This is a genomic window from Streptomyces sp. NPDC002911 (assembly GCF_053591835.1).
The window spans coordinates 35,183-54,592 of sequence record NZ_JBSFUO010000025.1 but is presented as its reverse complement, the minus strand read 5'-3'; the positions used below and the strand labels follow the sequence as shown (position 1 = coordinate 54,592).

Below are 19,410 nucleotides of genomic sequence, written 5' to 3'. Positions count from 1 at the left end.
GGGCACAGGTCTGCCATCCTCCGGTCGTGTCGCCACTGTGCTCAGGGAAGACGCAGACACGAAGGGGTTGGTTGCCGAACGAGTGTGCAGCACGTCCTCGACAGGACCAAGCAGGCACTTTTACACCCACACTCGGCCATTCATGATCACCGAACGGCCACCCCGGGGCGTGTTGTCGGTGGCAGGTGCGAGGATGCCTCCAGCACGGAACCGTGAGGTCGGGAGCCTCACGCTCCGTGACGACCTGTACCGGACGACGCGTCCGTGCCGGGTGGGGGGAATCACAGGGCATTTCCCCTGCCGGGCACCCCGCGCAGAAGGGACCGCTGACGGCGATGCAGATCCGGCTGACCGTCCTCGCGCCGCGCAGCGGCCAGACCCCGGCGCGCGCCTGTGACGTGCTCGTGACCGCCCCCGCCGGGACGGCCCTCGCGGCCGTCGCCTCCGCCCTGGCCACCGCGGTGTGCGGCCCGGAGGGCTCCGCGGGCGGCGGCGCCACCGTGCTGTACGCCGGGCGGGAGCGGCTCGATCCACAGCGCTGCGCCCTCGGCGAGCCACCCCTGGTGGACGGCACGGTGCTCTCGCTCCAGGTGCCCGGCGACGACGAGGCGATCGACGACGCCGTACCGGCACGGCTGCATGTGATCGCGGGCCCCGACGCCGGCGGCGTCCATCTGCTGCACGGCGGACAGATCCGGATCGGCCGCTCCGCCGAGGCGGACGTCCCGCTCGACGACCCCGATGTGTCACGGCTGCACTGCGCGGTGACGGTCTCCGACGACGGCCGGGTGTCCGTCGCCGACCTGGGTTCCACCAACGGCACCTCGCTGGACGGCACGGACGTCCACGACCGCCCGGTCCGGCTGGTCCCGGGCGCCCTGTTGCGACTCGGTGAGTCCACGCTCCGGCTCACGCCCGGCGACCCCACGCCCACGCTGACGACGACGCCGGACGGCGAGGGTCATCTGCGGGTGGCCCGCGCGGAGAGGGCGGGCGGCGCCCCGGGGGCGGACGGGGATCCCGACATGGGCCCGGCCGGCGCCGAGGAGCACAGCCACGCCTACCGCCTCGCCCCCCTCGGGCACGGCTCTCACGACGCGTACGACGGCACACACCCCACCTACGACACCTACGACGACGGTCCGTCCGGCCACGACGCACACCAGGGTGAGCCCTTCCCGCAGGTCACCACCCATGGCCGCGGCGCCGTCCTCACCCCCGGAGAGCCCCCCAGACGCGGCGGCATAGGCGCCTGGGCGCGGCGGCTCGCCGGCAAGGGAGAACAGGAACACGGGACTCCGGCCGGTGGCACACCGACGATCGGACCGGATTTCGCGTCCGCCCCGCAGGCCCCCTCCACGCCCTTCCGCTCCCCCTCCGCCCCGGCCGGTACCTGGCCGGACCCCGCGACCGTGCTCCTCACGGCGCTCGGCCCCGGCCCCCGCCTCTGGGAGCGCGACTCCACGCACCCCGAGGCCCTGGTCGTGCGGCTCGGGACGACGGAGCGGGCCGACCTGCCCGTCGTGCCGGTCACCGTGGGGCTCCGGGAGGCAGGCTCGCTCGGGCTCGCGGGACCGCGGGCCCGGCTGTCCGGAGTCGCCCGCTCGACGGTGGCGCAGCTCGCCGCGCTGCACTCCCCCTTCGACCTGGAGATCGTGCTGATCAGCACGGACCGGGCGCGGACCCTGGAGGAGCGGCGCCGCGAGTGGTCCTGGCTCGGCTGGCTGCCCCATCTGCGCCCCATGCACGGCCAGGACTGCCGCCTCCTCCTCGCGTACGACCGTGAGCAGGCGGACGCCCGCGCGGCCGAGCTGGTGCGCCGCATGGAGGAGGGGCCGCTGGGGGCCGGCTGGGCGAGCGCCGACCGGTCCGCCGTGGCCGATGCGGCCCGACACCACACCGGGCCGTACACCGTGGTGCTCGTGGACGGCGATCCCGGCTCCTCGGCGCTGCGCGAGACCACCGCCGGCCTGGCCGGATCCGGAAGCGCCGCCGGAATCCACCTGATCTGTCTGGCCGAGACCCCGGCCGCCTCCCCCACATCCCCCGTCGCCGCCACGTACGACAGCGCGTGCCGGGCCTCGATCGCCTTCCGCGAGTGCGGTGCGGTCGCCATGCTGAGCGGCGATGTGGCCACCGCGCTGCGGCTGCTGCGCACGGCGGGCGGCCAGGCCGCCGGCCACGGCACCGTCGCCGCGGTGGACGCCGTGTCGGAGGCCTGGGCCGAGCGGTTCGGGCGCGCCCTGGCCCCGCTGCGCGACGAGGGCCTGGCCGCCCTGCCCGGCCGGCCCATGGCTGCGGCCCTGCCCCCCTCCGCCCGCCTGCTGGACGAACTGGGCCTCGCCAGGGCCACCCCGGCCTCGCTCATGGCGCGCTGGGCCTCGACGGCCGAGGACCAGCCGGGCGCGACGGTGCGCACACCCGTGCTCGGCGCCGCGGGCCTGGACACGGCGGGCTCCGGCCGCACCCTGAGCACCGGGCCCCGGGTGGGCGCGCAGCGTGAGTCCCTCGACTCCGGGGGCGCCCTCTTCCGGAGCAGCGGACCGACCAGCTCCGGCGCGGGCCGCTCCGCCTACCACCCCTTGGCCGGGAGCGGCTCCCCCCGGATCGGCGCGCAACGGCGCGAGGCCGGCGGGGCCCCGGAGACCGGGCCCGCAGGCGCCTCCTCCGGTCACGCGGGACGGCCCGTGCTCGTGCTCGGCGCCGGCCCCCGGGGCCCGCTCTCCGTCGATCTGGCCGACGAGGGGCCTCATCTGCTGGTCGAGGGGCCCGCGGGCAGCGGCCGTACGGAGCTGCTGCGCGCCGTCGCCGCCTCCCTGGCCTCCGCCGCCCGTCCCGACCGGCTCGGCATCCTCCTCGTCGACGGAGCGGGCGGCGAGCACGGGGAGCGCGGCGAGGGACTGCGCCCCTGTACGGAACTGCCGCATGTCTTCACGCACCTGGTGGCCTCCGACCCCGTACGGATGCGGGAGTTCGCCCAGGCGCTGGGCGGGGAGCTGAAGCGCCGGGCGGAGCTACTCGGCACGCTGGACTTCACCGACTGGCACGCCCGGTACGAGGAGTCCCAGGCACTCACCGGCCGCCGCCCCGCAGGCGCCGCCGAGCAGCGCGGTGACCTCGAATCGCCCCCCAGCGGCACTCTGCGGCTGCGCACCACCGCGGCCCGCCCGGTGGACCCCGGCCCTTCCCCCCTTCCCCGGCTGGTCGTCCTGGCCGACGATTTCGACGCCCTGGTCGCTCCGGCGCTCGGCAGCCCCGGCCGCCCGTCCGCCGGGTCCGTCGTCCGGGTGCTGGAGGCCGTGGCCAGGGACGGCGGGCGACTCGGCGTCCATCTGGTCGCCGCTTCCGCCCGCCCGGACCGCACCGAGGACACGGAGCTGGCCCGGGGCGCGCGGCTGCGCATCGTGCTCGACCCGCCCGTCGTCCCCCCGTCCCCGGACGAGGCCGCGCCGGGCCGGGGACGACTGGGGCATCCGGACGGCCGTGTGACGCCGTTCCAGGGCGGCCGGGTCACCGGCCGTATCCCGCGCACGGCGACCCTGCGCCCCACCGTCGTACCGCTGGAGTGGGAGCGGATGGGAGATCCGCCGACCCGTCGGCCCGTCCGCGAGCTGGGCAACGGGCCCACCGACCTGGCCCTGCTGGCCAGCGCCCTGGAAAGGGCTGCCCGTTCGGTGAACGCGGAGCCGCTCCCTCCGCTGATCCCTTGAGTCCGCGCCGCACCGAGCTGCACTCACGGCCGTACCGGGCGGGCACGATCAACGTCCTGACAGGACGTCACGAGCCCATCACGATCACGTAGTCGACGTGGATGGCGGTATTGCGGCCCCGGTGCGCCGGGCATAGGACTGTGCGCACGGACGACGTGAACCGCACGATGTGAGACGTGAGCGGCACCGCAGGGTCCCACCGTTGGTGCCGGTCCGCGCTCACGCGCGCGCAGGAGAGACGGGGCAGGGATGCGCAGAACCCTTCGAATGCGTAGGGCCGTACTGGTGTTCACCGCGATCGGGGCGCTGGCCCTCACCGGGTGTGGTGGCGACGGCGGCGAGGACGACACCGCGGGCAAGGGCTCGGGCAGGAGTGAGGGCAGTCCGTCGAGCGTCGTTCTGCCGAAGCTCGACGGCGAGAAGATATCGGTGGCCGCGGTCTGGACCGGACCCGAGCAGGCGAACTTCACGAAGGTGCTCGACGAGTTCGAGAAGCGCACGGGAGCCACGGTCACCTTCGTCCCGGCGCAGGACCCGATCGTCAACTTCCTCGGTACGAAGATCGCGGGCGGACAGCCCCCGGACGTCGCGATGCTCCCGCAGGTGGGAGCCATCCAGCAGGCCGTGACGACGAAGTGGGCCAAGCCGGTGGGTGCGGAGGCCAAGGCCCAGCTGAGCAAGAACTACGCGAAGGTCTGGCAGGACCTCGGCGCGGTCGACGGCACCCAGTACGGCGTCTATTTCAAGGCCGCCAACAAGTCCCTGATCTGGTACAACGCCAAGGCGTTCGAGAACGCGGGCGCGAGCGAGCCGAAGACCTGGAAGGACTTCCTCGCCACGGCGGAAACGGTCTCCGCCTCCGGTGTCACTCCGGTCTCGGTCGGCGGCGCGGACGGCTGGACGCTCACCGACTGGTTCGAGAACATCTACCTCTCCCAGGCCGGCCCGGAGAAGTACGACCAGCTGGCCAAGCACGAGATCAAGTGGACGGACCCGTCCGTCAAGGACGCCCTGACCACCCTCGCCGAGCTTTTCGGCAAGCCCAGCCTGATCTCCGGCGGCGCGGACGGCGCGCTGCAGACCGAGTTCCCCGTGTCGGTCACCCAGACGTTCACCGGCGGTGACCAGCCCAAGGGTGCAATGGTCTTCGAGGGTGACTTCGTCTCCATCAACATCGCGCAGACCGAGGCGAAGATCGGCACGGACGCCAAGGTGTTCCCCTTCCCGGCGGTCGGCACGGACTCACCCGTGGTGACCGGCGGTGACGCAGCCGTGGCGCTGAAGGACAGCAAGGGCGCCCAGGCGCTGCTGACCTGGCTCGCCTCGACCGACGCGGCGAAGATCTGGGCCGAGGCCGGCGGGTTCATCTCGCCCAACAAGGCGCTGGACGCGGCCGCCTATCCGAACGACGTGCAGCGCAAGATCGCCGAGGCGCTGATCGCCGCCGGTGACGACGTCCGGTTCGACATGTCCGACCAGGCACCGCAGTCGTTCGGCGGGACGCCCGGCAAGGGCGAGTGGAAGACGCTGCAGGACTTCCTGAAGAACCCGACGGACATCGCGGGGACGCAAGCCGCGCTGGAGTCCGCCGCGGCCAAGGCGTACACGAGCTGACGGGATGACCACAGCGACAGCGGGGGGCGCCGAAAGCTCGCCTCCCGCCGACAAGCGTCCTGACACGGGCACGGGCACGCGTCCACGCGGAAGCGTGACCGGCACCCGGAGGGCCGTCGCGGCGGCGTTCCTGCTGCCGGCCCTGGTGCTGCTCGGCTCACTCGTCGTCTATCCGATCGTGTACTCCGTCTACCGCTCGTTCCTCGACCAGTCCGGGACCGGTTTCGCGGGCCTCGACAACTACAAGGCACTGTTCACGGACGACACCATCCGTACGGCGGTCAAGAACAACGCGGTCTGGGTGGTGTTCGCACCGACGGTCGCCACGGTGCTGGGGCTGATCTTCGCAGTGCTCACCGAGCGCATCCGGTGGGGTACGGCGTTCAAGCTGATCGTCTTCATGCCGATGGCGATCTCCATGCTGGCCGCCGGCATCATCTTCCGGCTGGTGTACGAACAGGCGCCGGAGCGCGGGGTCGCCAACGCCGTGGCGGTGGGGGTGCACGACACGTTCGCGCAGTCCTCGGGCTTCCCCAAGGCGCATCCGCTGCCCGTCCATCCGCTGAAAGCAGGCGGCGGCGGTTCCTTCGTCACGAAGGAGACGGTGCGCGCCGGTGAACCGGTGAGCCTGCCGCTGGTCGGCGTGGTCCCGGCGAAGATGCCGGGCGACGCGCAACCGGCGAAGACGCCCGCCGCGTCCGGTGACGGGATCACCGGGACGGCCTGGCTCGACTTCACCAAGGGCGGCGGCGGCAACCCGAACGCCGTCGATCCGAAGGAACTCGGCCTCAAGGGCATCACCGTCGAGGCGGTGAAGGACGGCAAGGTCGTCGCCTCGGCGACGGCGGGAGCGGACGGGGTGTTCACCCTGCCCGCCTCGGCGGACGGGTCCCTGCTCCGGCTCCCGGCGGACAACTTCCGCGAGCCGTACAACGGTGTCGACTGGCTCGGACCGTCCCTCGTCACGCCGGGGATCATCGGCAGCTACGTCTGGATGTGGGCGGGCTTCGCGATGGTGCTGATCGCGGCGGGCCTGGCTGGTCTGCCGCGCGAACTCCTCGAAGCAGCGCGGGTGGACGGTGCGAACGAGTGGCAGGTGTTCCACCGGATCACGGTGCCGATGCTGGCACCGGTGCTGGCGGTGGTCCTGGTCACCCTGATGATCAACGTCCTGAAGATCTTCGACCTGGTCTTCATCATCGCGCCGGGCTCCTCCCAGGACGACGCGAACGTCCTGGCTCTCCAGCTGTACCGCTCCTCGTTCGGCACGGACGCGGACCTCGGGGTCGGCAGCGCCATCGCCGTACTCCTGTTGCTGCTGGTGATCCCGGTGATGCTGTTCAACATCCGCCGGATGCGGAAGGAGGGGCGCCGGTGACCGCACAAGCCCGCACAGCACCCGCCCCCTGCCGGGGGCCCGGGGGTCGCCCCCCGGAAAGACACAGCAACATCCGCCGGATGCGGAAGGAGGGGCGCCGGTGACCGCACAAGCCCGCACAGCACCCGCCTCCTGCCGGGGGCCCGGGGGTCGCCCCCCGGAAAAACACAGCAACATCCGCCGGATGCGGAAGGAGGGGCGCCGGTGACGACGACCGGGAACACAGAGGTCAAGCAGTCCCTCGCCACGCGGATCGCCGCCCGGGCTGGTGGCGGCGCCATGCGGGTCTTCCTCGTCCTGGTGGCCCTGTTCTGGCTGATGCCGACCATCGGGCTGCTGCTCTCCTCGCTGCGAGGGGCCGAGGACATCGCGGCGAGCGGCTGGTGGAAGATCTTCACCGCCCCCTCCGAGCTGACCTTCGACAACTACCAGCGCCTGCTGGAGAACTCGACGATCACCGATTCCCTCTTCAGCACGGTCATGATCACCGTCCCGGCCACGTTCCTGGTGGTCGTCATCGGATCGCTCGCCGGTTACGCCTTCGCGTGGATGGAGTTCCCCGGCCGCGACTGGTGGTTCCTGGTGGTCGTGGGGCTGCTGGTGGTCCCCGTGCAGGTCGCCCTGATCCCGGTGTCCGAGCTCTTCGGCGCCATCGGGATCTTCGAGACCACCTTCGGTGTGATCATGTTCCACACGGCGTTCGGCCTGCCGTTCGCCATCTTCCTGCTGCGGAACTTCTTCGCCGAGATCCCGCGCGAACTGCTGGAGGCCGCACGGCTGGACGGTGCGGGCGAGATCCGGGTGTTCACCCGGGTCGTGATGCCGCTCGGCGGGCCCGCGATCGCCTCGCTCGGGATCTTCCAGTTCCTCTGGGTGTGGAACGACATGCTCGTCGCGCTGATCTTCGCGGACTCGGAGTCCCCGCCGATCACCGTGGCCCTGCAGCAGCAGGTACGGCAGTTCGGCAACAACATCGACGTGTTGGCGCCCGGCGCCTTCGTCTCCATGGTGATCCCGCTGGCGGTGTTCTTCGCCTTCCAGCGACAGTTCGTCTCCGGCGTGATGGCGGGCGCCGTCAAGTAGAGCGAAGGGTGCAGCACATACGTTCGTCAACATCAGGGCGGCCCGTTCATCCTCGACCGGGCCGCCCTACCTCGCATTTCCCCCGGATGCCACATCCCGCGTAACCAAGTCACTCCATCGGCCGTTTGCGGGCCACCTGCCCGCCCGCGAGCGACCCCTGGATGTGTTGTGCCCCGGTTCAGTGTCATCGTGCCCGCGTACCGGGTCCAGGCGTATCTGCACGCGTGTCTCGACTCCGTGCTGAACCAGTCCTTCAAGGACTACGAAATCATCGTGGTCGACGACTGTTCGCCGGACGCCTGTGGCCCGATCGCCGATGAGTACGCCGTACGCGACCCCCGGGTCAGCGCCGTCCACCTGCCGGACAACTCCGGCCTCGGACCCGCCCGCAACGCCGGGGTGACCAGGGCGACCGGAGACTATCTGCTCTTCCTCGACGGCGACGACACCTTCGCCCCGGAGGCGCTCCAGGCAATCGCCGACCGCCTGGAGGCCACCGGCGAACCCGACGTACTGGTCTACGACTACGCCCGTACGTACTGGTCGGGCGAGAGCGTGCGCAACGCCTTCTCCCAGTACCTCGCCGAGACCGGCCCCGCCTCCTTCCGGCTCGCGGAGCGTCCCGAGCTGCTCAAGGTCCTGATGGTCGTCTGGAACAAGGCGTACCGCCGCGAGTTCATCGAGGCCGAGGGCTTCACCTTCCCGCCCGGCTACTACGAGGACACCCCCTGGACCTACCCGGTGCTGATGGCCGCCGGGTCCATCGCCGTGCTGGACACCGTCTGCGTGGGATACCGCCAGCGGCGCCGGGGCAACATCCTCTCCACCACCACCCACCGGCACTTCGACGTCTTCGACCAGTACGACCGGGTCTTCGCCTTCATCGACGCCCGCCCCGAACTCTCCGTCTGGCGCCCGGTGATGTTCCGCCGGATGCTCGACCACTTCTCGACCCTCTTCACCTCCCGGGGCCGGCTGCCACGCGGAAGCCGGGCCACGTTCTTCCGCCGCGCCCGCGCCCACTGCCGCCGCTACCGCACCCCCGGCGCCCCCGTGCCCCGCCGTGCCCGGCTGCGGCACGCGCTGTTCCGGCTGGGCGCCCACCGCACCTACCGCGCCCTATGGGCCGCTCAGCGGCTGCGCGGCCGGCTCGGGCGCGCGGCCACGGCTGCACACCGGCTGGTCCGCGGGGCGGCGCTCCAACTGCACTACCGCGTCCAGCTGCGGCTGCCCGTCCGGAGCGGGGACGCGGTGTTCGCCGCCTACTGGCACCGCGGCTACACCTGCAGCCCCGCCGCACTGGAGGCCACGGCCCGGGCTCTGGTGCCCGGGCTGCGCACCTCCTGGATCTGCCGCCCGGAGGACGCGCACACGGTGCCGGACGCGACCCGCGTGCTGCACCCGGGGACGGCCGCGTACTGGACGGCCCTGGCGCGCTCCAAGTACCTCGTGAACAACGTCAACTTCGACCGCAGACTCGTGAAGAGAAGCGGCCAGGTGCTGCTCCAGACCCATCACGGGACGCCGCTGAAGACCATGGGCATCGACCTCGTGCACCGACCCGCGGCGGCCGGCTCCATGGACTTCGACCAGCTGCTGCGCAACATCGACAAGTGGGACTTCTCCCTCTCGGCCAACCAGCACTCCACCCTCGTATGGCAGCGCACCTACCCCTCCGGCTACACCACGCTGGAGTACGGCAGCCCACGCAACGACGTCTTCCGCCGCACGGGCCCCGACGAGGTGGCGCGGCTGCGTGAGCGCCTGGGTGTCCCGGACGGCAGCACCGCCCTGCTGTACGCACCGACCCACCGTGACTACCGGCGCGATCAGCAGCACTCCCTGGACCTGGAGCAGCTGGTCCAGGTCCTGGGCCCGCACTTCGTGCTCCTGGCCCGCTCCCACTACCTGGACGCGACGGCCCGGGCCACCGCCGGTCACACGCGGCACCCACGCATCATCGACGTCAGCTCCCACCCCTCCGTCGAGGAGCTCTGTCTCGCCTCCGACGGGCTGATCACGGACTACTCGTCGCTGATGTTCGACTACGTCAATCTGGACCGTCCCGTCGTCCTGCACCTGGAGGACGCGCAGGCGTACGGGAGTGCTCGTGGCACGTACTTCGATCCGGCGGCCTTCCCTCCCGGGGCGGTGGCCCGTGACCAGGAGGAGCTGCACGAGATCTTCTCCACGGACCACTGGCGCGGGCCCCGTTCCACGCAGCGCCGGGCGGCGTTCCGGGCCCGGTTCTGCCCGTACGACGACGGGCACGCGGCGGAGCGGGTGGTGCGCCGGGTCTTCATGGAAGACACCTCGGGTCTGCCGCTGCCCGCGCCGCTGAGAGGCCGCGGGCCCACCGGGGTTCCTCGTCAGGTGCCGGTACGGGAGTACACGAACGGGTGAGTCCCTGGGGCCCCAGGGCCGGGGCCCCAGGGCGTTCAGCGCTCCAGGAACGCGAACAGCTCTTCCCAGCGGCCCATGATCTCCGCCTCGGAGAACCGCTGGACATTGGTCCGCGCCCGGTTCCCCATCGCGTCCCGCATCCGGGGGTTGCCGGTGAGCCGGAGCAGCCGGTCGGCGAGCGCGCCGATGTCGCCCGCGGGCGCGAGCAGTCCGTCCTCGCCGTCGCGCACGATCTCCCGTACGCCCGGTGCGCAGTCGAACGCCGCACACGGCACCCCGCTCGCCATGGCCTCCAGCAGCGCGAGCGGGAAGCCTTCGCCGCGTGAGGACTGGACGAAGACGGAGGAGCCGGCGAGCGCGCCGGGGACGTCGTCCGTGCGCCCCCGCCACCCGACCGAGGAATCGAGCCCCAGGACCGTGCACCGCGCCCGGAGGTCCGCCTCGTCCTCGCCCGTCCCGTACACGTCCAGCCGCCAGTCGGGCCGCTGAGGAGCCACCAGCGCCCAGGCGTCCAGGAGCATGTCGATGCCCTTCTGGTCGGTGAGCCGACCGATGCTCGCGACCGACTTCTCGCGTCGCGGGGAGGGCACCGAGGGCAGCGCGGCCAGGGCGTTGGGCATGAAACCGACGTTGTTCATCCCGTCGCCCGCCCACTTGTCGGCGTCCTCCTCCGTGAGGACGAGCCAGCGGTCGAGCGGCGGATAGTGGTTCTTGATCCAGCGGTAGCGGTGGCTCGCCCGGGAGTAGTCGTAGGACTCGTGGCTCATCCCGATGACCCGCAGACCGGCGGTGTCCGCCTCACCGACCCACTCCATCGCCCAGACCTGGCTGACGATCACCACCCCGCCGGGCCGGGCGGACCGGAAGATCTCCGAGAGCCGCTCGACGGCACGCCGCTTCCGGGCCACCCGGTCGGCCTCGGTGCGCCGGGCGGCGATCCGGAAGCGGTCCCCCAGGCCCTTGGGCACCCAAGGGGTCGGAGGGTGCGCCGGGTACAGGGCCGTCACGGGGTAACCGGGCGGCTCGGGCAAGGCCATCGTGCGTTCGGCGGCGTGGATACCGATGGTGTGCACCTGATGGCCCGCCTCCTGGAACAGCTGGGCGGTCCGGTGCATCCAGCCGGTCACACCGCCGAGTTCGTCGGTGCTGTTGGAGACGATGAAGACATCGCGCCTGCGGCTCATCGGCCGGCCTCCCCGGTACGGGCGGTGCGGGACGGGACGACGTGCCGGGCGAACACGGTGTCGACGACCGCGCGGGCCGCGTCCCCCCGGTCGTAGCCGCCGAACTCCGCGGCGAAGGCGGCGCGTTTCTCCTGGAAGTCGGTGTCCGCGGTCTTCAGCCGGGCCAGTACGGCGAACAGCTCCTCCTCGGTCGCCGTCACCGGCCCGGGCGCCTTCTCCCTCAGGTCGAAGTAGCTGCCCCGCTCGGCGGCGTAAGAGTCGAGATCGGGGGCGAACAGTACGATCGGACGGTCCAGGAGCGCGTAGTCGAACATGATCGACGAGTAGTCGGTGATCAGGACGTCGGCGAGTACGAGCAGTTCGCTGACGTCGTGGCGGCGCGAGACGTCCACGACCGTCCCCGGCGGACAGACGGGCAGACTCGCCGCCTCCAGGTAGTGCGCCCGCACCAGCAGCGTGCAGGTGTCACCGAAGCGTTCCGCGAAATGCGCCGCGTCCAGCAGGAGCCGCTGCCGCTTGCGCTTGCCGGGCCCGCCCCGGAAGGTCGGCGCGTACAGCACGACCTTGCGGTGGTCGGGCAGTCCGAGCTCCGCCGCGAGCGCCGGCCGGGGCAGCCGCCCCTCGGCCTCGTCCCGGGCACGGGCGGCCAGCAGGGCGTCGTTGCGCGGATAGCCGGTGCGCAGCAGGCTTTGCTCGGGCAGCCGGTAGGCGCGGGCCAGGGTGCGCTCGTCGTGCTCGGAACGTACGAGGAAGTGGTCGAAGCGCTGCACGGCCCGTTGAAGACGTTCCCGCTGCGGGGCGTTCTGCAGGCGTACCCGGGTCTCGTCGAAACCCATGCGCTTGTACGCCGAGCCGTGCCAGGTCTGGAGGTAGGTCGTGCCGGAGGGCTTGTCGAGATGCTGCGGGAAGCCCTGGTTGTCGACCCAGTACTCCGCCCGGGCCAGGGCCCACAGATAGCGCCAGGACCAGCGTCGCACGAGCGTGGCGTCCGCGGGGAAGCCGGCCGGGGAATCGGCGTACGACCAGACACAGCGCAGCGGGAGCCCCCGGGCGCGCACCTCCTCGTGGACGGCCCGGGGACTGTCGCCGTAGCAGGTGCCCATGTGGCTCTCGAAGACCACGGAGCCCTTGCGCACGGGAAGCCGGAGCAGCCAGGAGCGGTAGACGGGGACCTTGAAGCCCTTGGCGTGCAGCCGGTCCCGGCGCTTGCCCAGGGCCCTCAGCAGGAGCCTGGCGCGGCGGGCGGGGCGGAAGTGGGTGGCGTAGTGGACCAGCCGGCGGGCCGTGCGGGCGGGCCGGCGGCGGGCTTCGAGCCGGAGCGCCAGGTGGTCCCGGAGCGTGATGTAGGGCTGCCAGGTGTCCCCGGCCGTCCTGCCCAGCCGGGGCAGGGCGGGGGAACGGTCCCCCGGGCCGACCAGGTCGTGGGCGGCGAAGAGGTCGCTCACCGAGCGGGTCCGGCCGTCCTCCACCACCATCCGCGCGTCCCACACCGTGTCGCGGAGGCCGAGAGGGCGTAGCAGGCGGGTGAGGCCGGCGCGGACCGACCAGCTGATGCCGGTGGCGTCCGGCCGCAGCACGTCGACCGGGGCGCGGAACGTGCGGGAGCCGTCGCGTACGCGGAACTCGAGGTGGGCCGTGAGGGGCCCGTCCGGGTCGGGCCCGGTGTGCGAGGGCAGGACGAGCCTGCCCGCCAGCAGGACCCAGCGGCCGTCGGTCTCGTAACGGGTGAGCCTGTTCATCAGCTTCAGCTCGCCGAACGTGCGGTACTGGTGGCCGAGTTCGGTGACGTCCAGCACGGGGTCGGGCCCGCCGGGCCAGTACACCCGTCCGTCGTCCGCCGTCATGAGGGGCGCGGCCACGGCGTCCCTCCTGCGCAGCGCGTACGCCGCGGTGAGCACCGCGTCCGCGCCTCCCCGCTCCAACAACCGGACGCCCACACGCTCGACGGGCGGGAGGGTGAGCAGGGCCGGCTCCGGGACGCAGCCGGGCAGGACCCGGGCAGCCGTCGCCGCGATGCGTTCGCGTTCGGCTGCGGGCCGCTCGGGAAAGGTGCGCACCAGCGGCACGAGGTGGTCCAGCGGGAAGGCGCGCTCCCGCTCCTCGCGCAGTTCCGCCAGCCCTTGGGCCACCAGCACATGGCACACGCGCCGGTGCGCCTCCACGAGCCCGGCGAGATCCCGGCCGGCGTCCGGCACGGCACGCCCGGAGACGATCCGGCGGCGTACGAGTGCGATCCGGCCGACCACGGCCGCCGCCAGGGGGCCGAACAGGATCTCGCTGTGGGTGAGGTCCTCGTCGTAGCGCAGCGCGTGCCGCTCCACCGCCGCGCGCCGCAGGCAGAATCCGGTCACCAGAGCGTCGCGCACCGCCAGTTCGGGGGCTTCGTCGAATCGGCGGACGGTACGGGAGCGCAGGAACAGCGGGTGCTGCCAGGCGGGTTCCCGTTCCTTCGCCCCGTCCCCGGTGAGCCCGCTCCAGCGCCCCGCGACCAGGTCGGCACGGGTGCGGGACCCGGCTTCCCAGAGGTTGCGGCAGGCGTGCCGCTGGAGGCGTTCCCCGGTGTCGAGCACGAGGACGTACGCGCCCCGCGCCGCGTCCAGACCGGCGTTGCGCAGCGCGGCGACGGAGTCCGTACCGGGGTCGAGCACGCGGACGTGGTCCGGGGAACGGCCTGCGAGCGATCCGGCCGCTCTCCGCAGGGCAGCGGGTGCGTCGGCGGGCAGGACGACGAGGGCCTCGACGGCGCGCAGGCTCTGGTCGAGGACGGACTCCACGGACGATGTCAGTGCGTCCTCCCCGCCCTCCGCGGCGGTGATCACACAGGTGAAGTCGGGCGTGCTCATGCCTGCGCCCCCTTCAGCATCCGGTCCACGACCCGGGCGGCTGCCGTCCCGTCGTCGAGATCGCAGAACGACTCGCGGAAGGCGGCGTACGCCGCACGGTGGCCGGCCGTCGCGGCCTCCGGGTCGCGCAGCGCCTCGACGACGGCGGCCGAGTCGGCGATCAGCGGGCCGGGCGCGCGGTTCTCGAAGTCGAAGCAGAAGCCGCGCAGGGTGTCGCGGTAGTGCTCCAGGTCGTAGGTGTGGAAGAGCATGGGCCGCCCCGTCTGCGCGAAGTCGAACATCAGGGACGAGTAGTCCGTGACCAGCACATCGCTGATCAGCATCAGCTCGGCGACATCGGGATGGCATGAAACGTCCCGGAGGAAGTCGCTCTCCGGGATGCTTCCGCCGACCAGGTAGTGGCGGCGCACCAGCAGGACGTGATCGTCGCCGAGCGCCTTACGTGCCTGTTCCAGGTCCAGCTGGAGGTCCAGCCCGTACAGCCCGCTCCGCTTGGGCAGGTCCTCGCGCCAGGTGGGGGCGTACAGGACGACCCGCTTGCCGTCGGGCACGGCGAGCGACTGCCGGACGGCGTCGGCGAGGTCCGCCCGGTCCGGAGCGTGGAGCAGGTCGTTGCGCGGGTAGCCGCACTCGAGCACCTCGCCCGTGTGGCCGAACGCGCGGCGCAGGATGGACGTGGAGAATCTGTTCGGCGAGACGAGCACGCTCCACTGGGCGGCGCGCCGCGGCATGGAGTCCATGTACGCGGCGTCCGCGAACGCGGTGCCCGCCAGGTCGCGGCCGATGCGCTTGAGCGGAGTGCCGTGCCAGGTCTGGACGACGAACTGCCCCTCCGCCCGCTCGAACCACTCGGGCAGCTGGGTGTTGGTGACGATCCACCGGCTGCGGGCCAGGGCCTCGTACCACTCGGTGCTGTGCAGGGCGACGGCGCGGACCCCGGCCGGCACGGCGGCCTGCTGGTCCCGCACCACCCACAGGTGCTCCACACCGGTGCCGCGCCCGGCCAGCTCCTCGTAAACGGCGCGGGGCGAGTCCGAGTACTGGCGTCCGTCGAAGCTGGAGTACAGAACGGCGTCCCACAACTCCCGTCCGAGGAGGCTCACATACCGTTCGCGCAGCCGGCGCTGCCCGTACGCCCCCCGCTCCCCCGGCGGCAGGGCGCTGCCCGACCGCAGGGAAAGCCGGTCGTGGAAGCGCCTCTCCAGCGTGAAGCGACGCCCGCCCGACTCCCGCCCCAGCGGCAGTCCCGCGTGCAGCTGGTGCACCACGCGCAGCGGGACATGGCGCTCCGGGTCGGTCTCGCCCCGCTCCCGGAGGAAGGGGTACCACCGGCCCTCGGCGAGTGGCAGCTCCCCACCCGCCCCGTCGACCGCGCCGGGAGACAGCGCCGTACGGAAGCCGGTGCCCGTGTGCTCCACGGCGAAGGTGTGCTCCTCCTGGTGGCCGCTGTGCCGCAGTACGAACTCGACCGGGCGGTCCCGCACGGCCGGGAAGGTCCCCTCCAGGACCAGACCGGCGTCGTCCGTCCAGGACACGGCCGTGACGACGGGCCGCACGTCCCGGTCGGTGAGCACCAGGTCCCCGGAGGGGTTGGCGGCGGCGTAGACCTCACGGCCGTTGGGCAGCGGATACCGCGCGGCGTCGGTCTCCGGACGAGCCGCGACCGCCAGCCGGCGAGCCTCGGTGACCAGTTGGACACCCCAGTCGCCGTCGGAGCCCCGGAACGTCACCAGCGGCACCTCGGCGACTACGGTGCGACCGTCCGTGCCCCCGTCCGTGCTCTCGTCCGTCGACAGGGGGAACTCGCGGGTCTCCTTCGTACGCCACTCCTGGATGCGCAGAGCCGTCGGTGCGTCCCCGCCCAGCATCCGCACCGCGATCCGGATCGCGTCCCCGGTCGGCGCGTGACCGGCGAGCACGGCGTCGACCCGCTCGGCGCGCAGCTCCAGCTTGTTCCCGGACAGCAGCGGGACGACCCGGGTGCGCTCGTCGACGTAGCGCACGGCGGGCGCAGCCGGATTGCCCAGCAGCCGCATCGGTCCCCGACGAAGCCGACCCGCACCGAGGACGACGGATTCCAGCTTCCAGAGGGTCCGGGTGCCACGCGCCGTGCCCCGGGTGACGAGCCGGCGCGGGTCGACGACGGTCTCGAAGCCGGACCGTTCGTAGCGGTGCAGCGAGCGGCCCGATCCGGCCGTCGCCTCGTCCGTCACCGTCCTGCGCAGCCGGAGCGGGATCAGTCGGCGGCCGGACCTCAGCCAGCCCGCCCCGGCCGATCCGCCCGGGGCGTTGCGGACGTACGCGTACCCCTTGAGGTGCAGCAGCCCGTCCCGCCAGACGGCCTCGGTGAGATGCGCGTGGACCGGGAGGTCCTCGGTGGACAGTGCGGTGACCTTGCGCGGGAGGGGTGCGTCGACACCCGGGTACTCGGCCCGGGGCCGGAGCCGTCCCCGTACGTGGAAGGTGTCACGGTCGGTGGACTCGTAGGCCAGCATCGCGAGCAGCTCCGCGGTCCGCCGCTCCCGGATGAGCTGCCACTTGACCCGCAGGTGGAGGGGCAGCGCTTCGAGGACGGCTGGTTCGACGGTGTCGGCGAAGGCGTTGGCGTGGGTGAGGAAGGCCTCGTGGAAGCTTTCGTCACCGTGCGGGAGCGCCTCGATGAACAGCCACAGGTCACCGGAGAGCGCGTGCCCGTCGTAGCGCCGCTTGGCCTCCGGCATCTCCCGGTCCGCGAGGAACCGGCTGACCGTGGACACGGCGGTGACCCGGTCGCGGATGCCCCGCGCCACGGCGCGCCGGGAGGTGATCGAGCCGTCGCGGTCCCGCCAGTGGTAGACCGGCTCCCCCACGACGTCGACGCTCCGGGCCAGGAAGTGGGCCGGCAGGACCACGGAGATGTCCTCGTACAGGACACCCGTCGGGAAGGCGAATGCGTGCTGGTCCCAGAAGGCCTTGCGGAACACCTTGTTGCACGCGATGCGGTCGCCGAGCAGAATCCAGTCCCGGGTGACATGCGTGGCCCGGCGGGGCCTCTCCATCGGTCTGCGGAACATAGGGGCCTGTTCGAGCGCCCCGTTCGCCCGGAGCCTGAGGACGTTGCCGGTCGCGAAGTCCGAGCCCGAAACGTCGAGTTCGCCGAGCATCCTCGCGAAGGCGCCTGTAGGTACGACGTCGTCGCTGTCGACGAATGCCAGGAACTCGGCCTCCGGATGGGCCTGTCCGGCTCCGGCGTTGCGCGCGGCCCCGAGTCCGGCGTTCTTCTGCCGGATCAGCTTGAAGCGGGTGTCCCGCCGGGAGAAGTCCATCGCCACATCGGCGCTGCCGTCCGTCGAGCCGTCGTCGACCATGACGACTTCCAGGTCGGCCATGGTCTGCCCGGCGAGCGATTCCAGGCAGGCTCCGAGGTACTGCTCGACGTTGAAGAGCGGGACGACGACGGTGAGACGGGGTGCCATGACGCTGCGCACGATCCTTCCGGGCGGACGAACGGACTTCCTGTGTAGGGAACGAGCCCCGCGCCGGGGAGGCACGGGGCTCGCAACGGGGCAGTTCCTGTTCAGGGTTTGACGGCGATCCGGCCCTCGTCCATGCGCAGCAGCAGAAGCTGCTCGCCGGTCTCCTCCAGGAATTCGTCCACGGCCTGACGCGAGCCCTGCCAGTAGCCGTAGTCGTCGATCAGCAGCACCCCACCGCTCACCAGACGCCCGTACAGATGCTGGAGCTCGTGCTTCGTCGACGCGTACCAGTCGGTGTCCAGCCGGAGGATGGAGATCTGCTCCGGCGCCTGCGCCGGGACGGTGTCCTCGACCTTGCCCTGCACGTAGTGGACGCGGTCCTTCGGATACGGGACCTGCTCGAACCCGGCCTGTACGTCCTCCAGGGAGGCCACGGCCCAGATGGGGCGGTCCTTGCCCTGCGCGTCCAGGAGCTCCTGGGCCGGCCTGCCGTCCCGCCGCAGGTCCTCGACGGTGGGCGGGGTCATGCCCTCGTACGTGTCGAAGAGGTAGAGGTCGCGCCCCGTCTCATCGAGCGACAGCAGCGTCCTGGCGCAGGCCTGCATGGAACCGCCGCGCCAGACACCGCACTCGACGATGTCCCCCGGGATGCCGTGCTTGACGATGTGCCGGGTCGCGAGGACGAAGGCGTTGAGCCGCTCCGGGGAGGTCATCGTGTACGGCTTGACCGCACGGATGATGTCTTTCGCCTCGTCGTCGTAGTCGGCGGGGAACTGCGGCGTCTTCGCCACCACCGGCTTCGTCGCCGCCGTCGGCTGCTCTGCGGGAGCCGGGCGTGGAGCGGGCAGAATCGCGCGCCTGAGCTGGTACCCGGTGAGTTGCTGAAGGACGCCGTTGACGGCGTTGCGCCAAGCCATGGGGCCGGACAGTACGCGCGCTTTGCGGCTCATGTCATCTTTCGTCAACCTTTGGTTGATGCGACCGTGCGGCTGTCCGGGCGCCCGCACCGCTCCCTGCCGTCCAGCGGTCGCGGCAGGGGCACCCTGTCCACTCCCCCGGCCCGATTGGCCCACCACACCGCCGTCTCCCGCACGGCGAGGTCGGCCAGCGTGTTCTTCAGCCGGGTCACCGGCCGGCGGTGGGGCTGCGGCCGGCGGAAGACGCCCACCGAGTCACCCCAGTACGCGGCCTTGGCGTCGATGGAGGCGTAGTCGTGCCAGATGCCCCGGGCCGGCGGGAAGTCCGTGTACGCCTCGCAGAGTTCGAGGCGGGAGTGAGCGGCCATCGCCCGGAAACCGTCGGGGTAGTAGCGCCAGCAGTCCTGGGCGTCGTGGACGTGGCCGCGCGAGGGCGCGGTGATGAAGGCGTAGCCGCCGGGCCTGAGCACCCGGGCGATCTCCATCATCGACACCCAGAAGAAGGGGATGTGCTCGAACGCCTGGCCGGACAGCACCACATCCGCGCTGCGCGACCTCGCGGGGATCCGGTAGGGCCGGGTCATGACCGCGTCGACGTTGGGGCCCTCGAGGACATCGACCCCGAAGTAGTCGATGTCATGGTCCGCGAGCAGCCCGCGGTGGGTGCGGGTCTGCTTGCCGGAGATCCGCGAGCCGAGGTCCACGACGCGGTGCCTGCGGGTCTTGGGCAGGTACTCCTCGACGCAGAGCTGCATCTGCTCGTAGGCGGACCGGTGCATGAGATTCTCCCGACGTTGCCGTATGCGCGCGCTGTTGAGCACAA

General features: G+C 72.0%; 10 protein-coding genes. 5 read left to right on the top strand and 5 right to left on the bottom strand.

The window, feature by feature from the left end; genetic code table 11:
• Nucleotides 1–335: 335 nt before the first annotated feature.
• The 5 genes from ACWD04_RS27350 to ACWD04_RS27330 all read left to right on the top strand — a co-directional run bounded on the left by ACWD04_RS27350 (nt 336) and on the right by ACWD04_RS27330 (nt 10,188).
• Nucleotides 336–3,710, top strand: a complete 3,375-nt coding sequence (locus tag ACWD04_RS27350) for an FHA domain-containing protein (RefSeq protein WP_451136264.1) — start codon at nt 336–338, stop codon at nt 3,708–3,710.
• A gap of 249 nt (nt 3,711–3,959) precedes the next feature.
• Nucleotides 3,960–5,324 (top strand): ABC transporter substrate-binding protein, encoded by a 1,365-nt coding sequence (locus ACWD04_RS27345; protein WP_451136262.1) that lies wholly within the window; start codon nt 3,960–3,962, stop codon nt 5,322–5,324.
• Nucleotides 5,325–5,328: 4 nt separating this feature from the next.
• A complete protein-coding gene (locus tag ACWD04_RS27340; protein ID WP_451136260.1) occupies nt 5,329–6,702 on the top strand; it encodes a carbohydrate ABC transporter permease in 1,374 nt (457 codons plus the stop codon).
• 204 nt (nt 6,703–6,906) lie between these two features.
• Nucleotides 6,907–7,785: a carbohydrate ABC transporter permease gene (locus ACWD04_RS27335; protein WP_451136258.1), complete on the top strand. Its 879-nt coding sequence runs from the start codon at nt 6,907–6,909 to the stop codon at nt 7,783–7,785.
• Nucleotides 7,786–7,953: 168 nt separating this feature from the next.
• Nucleotides 7,954–10,188 carry a bifunctional glycosyltransferase/CDP-glycerol:glycerophosphate glycerophosphotransferase gene (locus ACWD04_RS27330; protein WP_451136256.1) on the top strand — a complete coding sequence of 745 codons (2,235 nt, stop codon included), beginning with the start codon at nt 7,954–7,956 and terminating at the stop codon, nt 10,186–10,188.
• A 35-nt stretch (nt 10,189–10,223) separates the two neighbouring features.
• Here the strand turns inward: ACWD04_RS27330 and ACWD04_RS27325 are convergent, their stop codons facing one another.
• From ACWD04_RS27325 to ACWD04_RS27305, 5 genes are all read right to left on the bottom strand, one after another.
• Nucleotides 10,224–11,372, bottom strand: coding sequence for a glycosyltransferase (locus ACWD04_RS27325; protein WP_451136254.1), 1,149 nt, complete (start codon nt 11,370–11,372; stop codon nt 10,224–10,226).
• A complete protein-coding gene (locus tag ACWD04_RS27320) occupies nt 11,369–14,215 on the bottom strand; it encodes a CDP-glycerol glycerophosphotransferase family protein (protein ID WP_451136252.1) in 2,847 nt (948 codons plus the stop codon). The genes ACWD04_RS27325 and ACWD04_RS27320 overlap by 4 nt, the downstream gene beginning before the upstream one ends.
• On the bottom strand, nt 14,212–17,670 hold the full coding sequence (locus ACWD04_RS27315) for a bifunctional glycosyltransferase/CDP-glycerol:glycerophosphate glycerophosphotransferase (protein WP_451136250.1): 3,459 nt from the start codon (nt 17,668–17,670) through the stop codon (nt 14,212–14,214). The genes ACWD04_RS27320 and ACWD04_RS27315 overlap by 4 nt, the downstream gene beginning before the upstream one ends.
• Nucleotides 17,671–17,771: 101 nt before the next feature.
• The gene (locus ACWD04_RS27310; protein ID WP_451136248.1) at nt 17,772–18,620 is read right to left on the bottom strand and encodes a TylF/MycF/NovP-related O-methyltransferase; all 849 of its coding nucleotides are present in this window, start codon (nt 18,618–18,620) and stop codon (nt 17,772–17,774) included.
• A gap of 11 nt (nt 18,621–18,631) precedes the next feature.
• Nucleotides 18,632–19,366, bottom strand: a complete 735-nt coding sequence (locus tag ACWD04_RS27305) for a methyltransferase domain-containing protein (protein WP_451136246.1) — start codon at nt 19,364–19,366, stop codon at nt 18,632–18,634.
• Nucleotides 19,367–19,410: the final 44 nt, after the last annotated feature.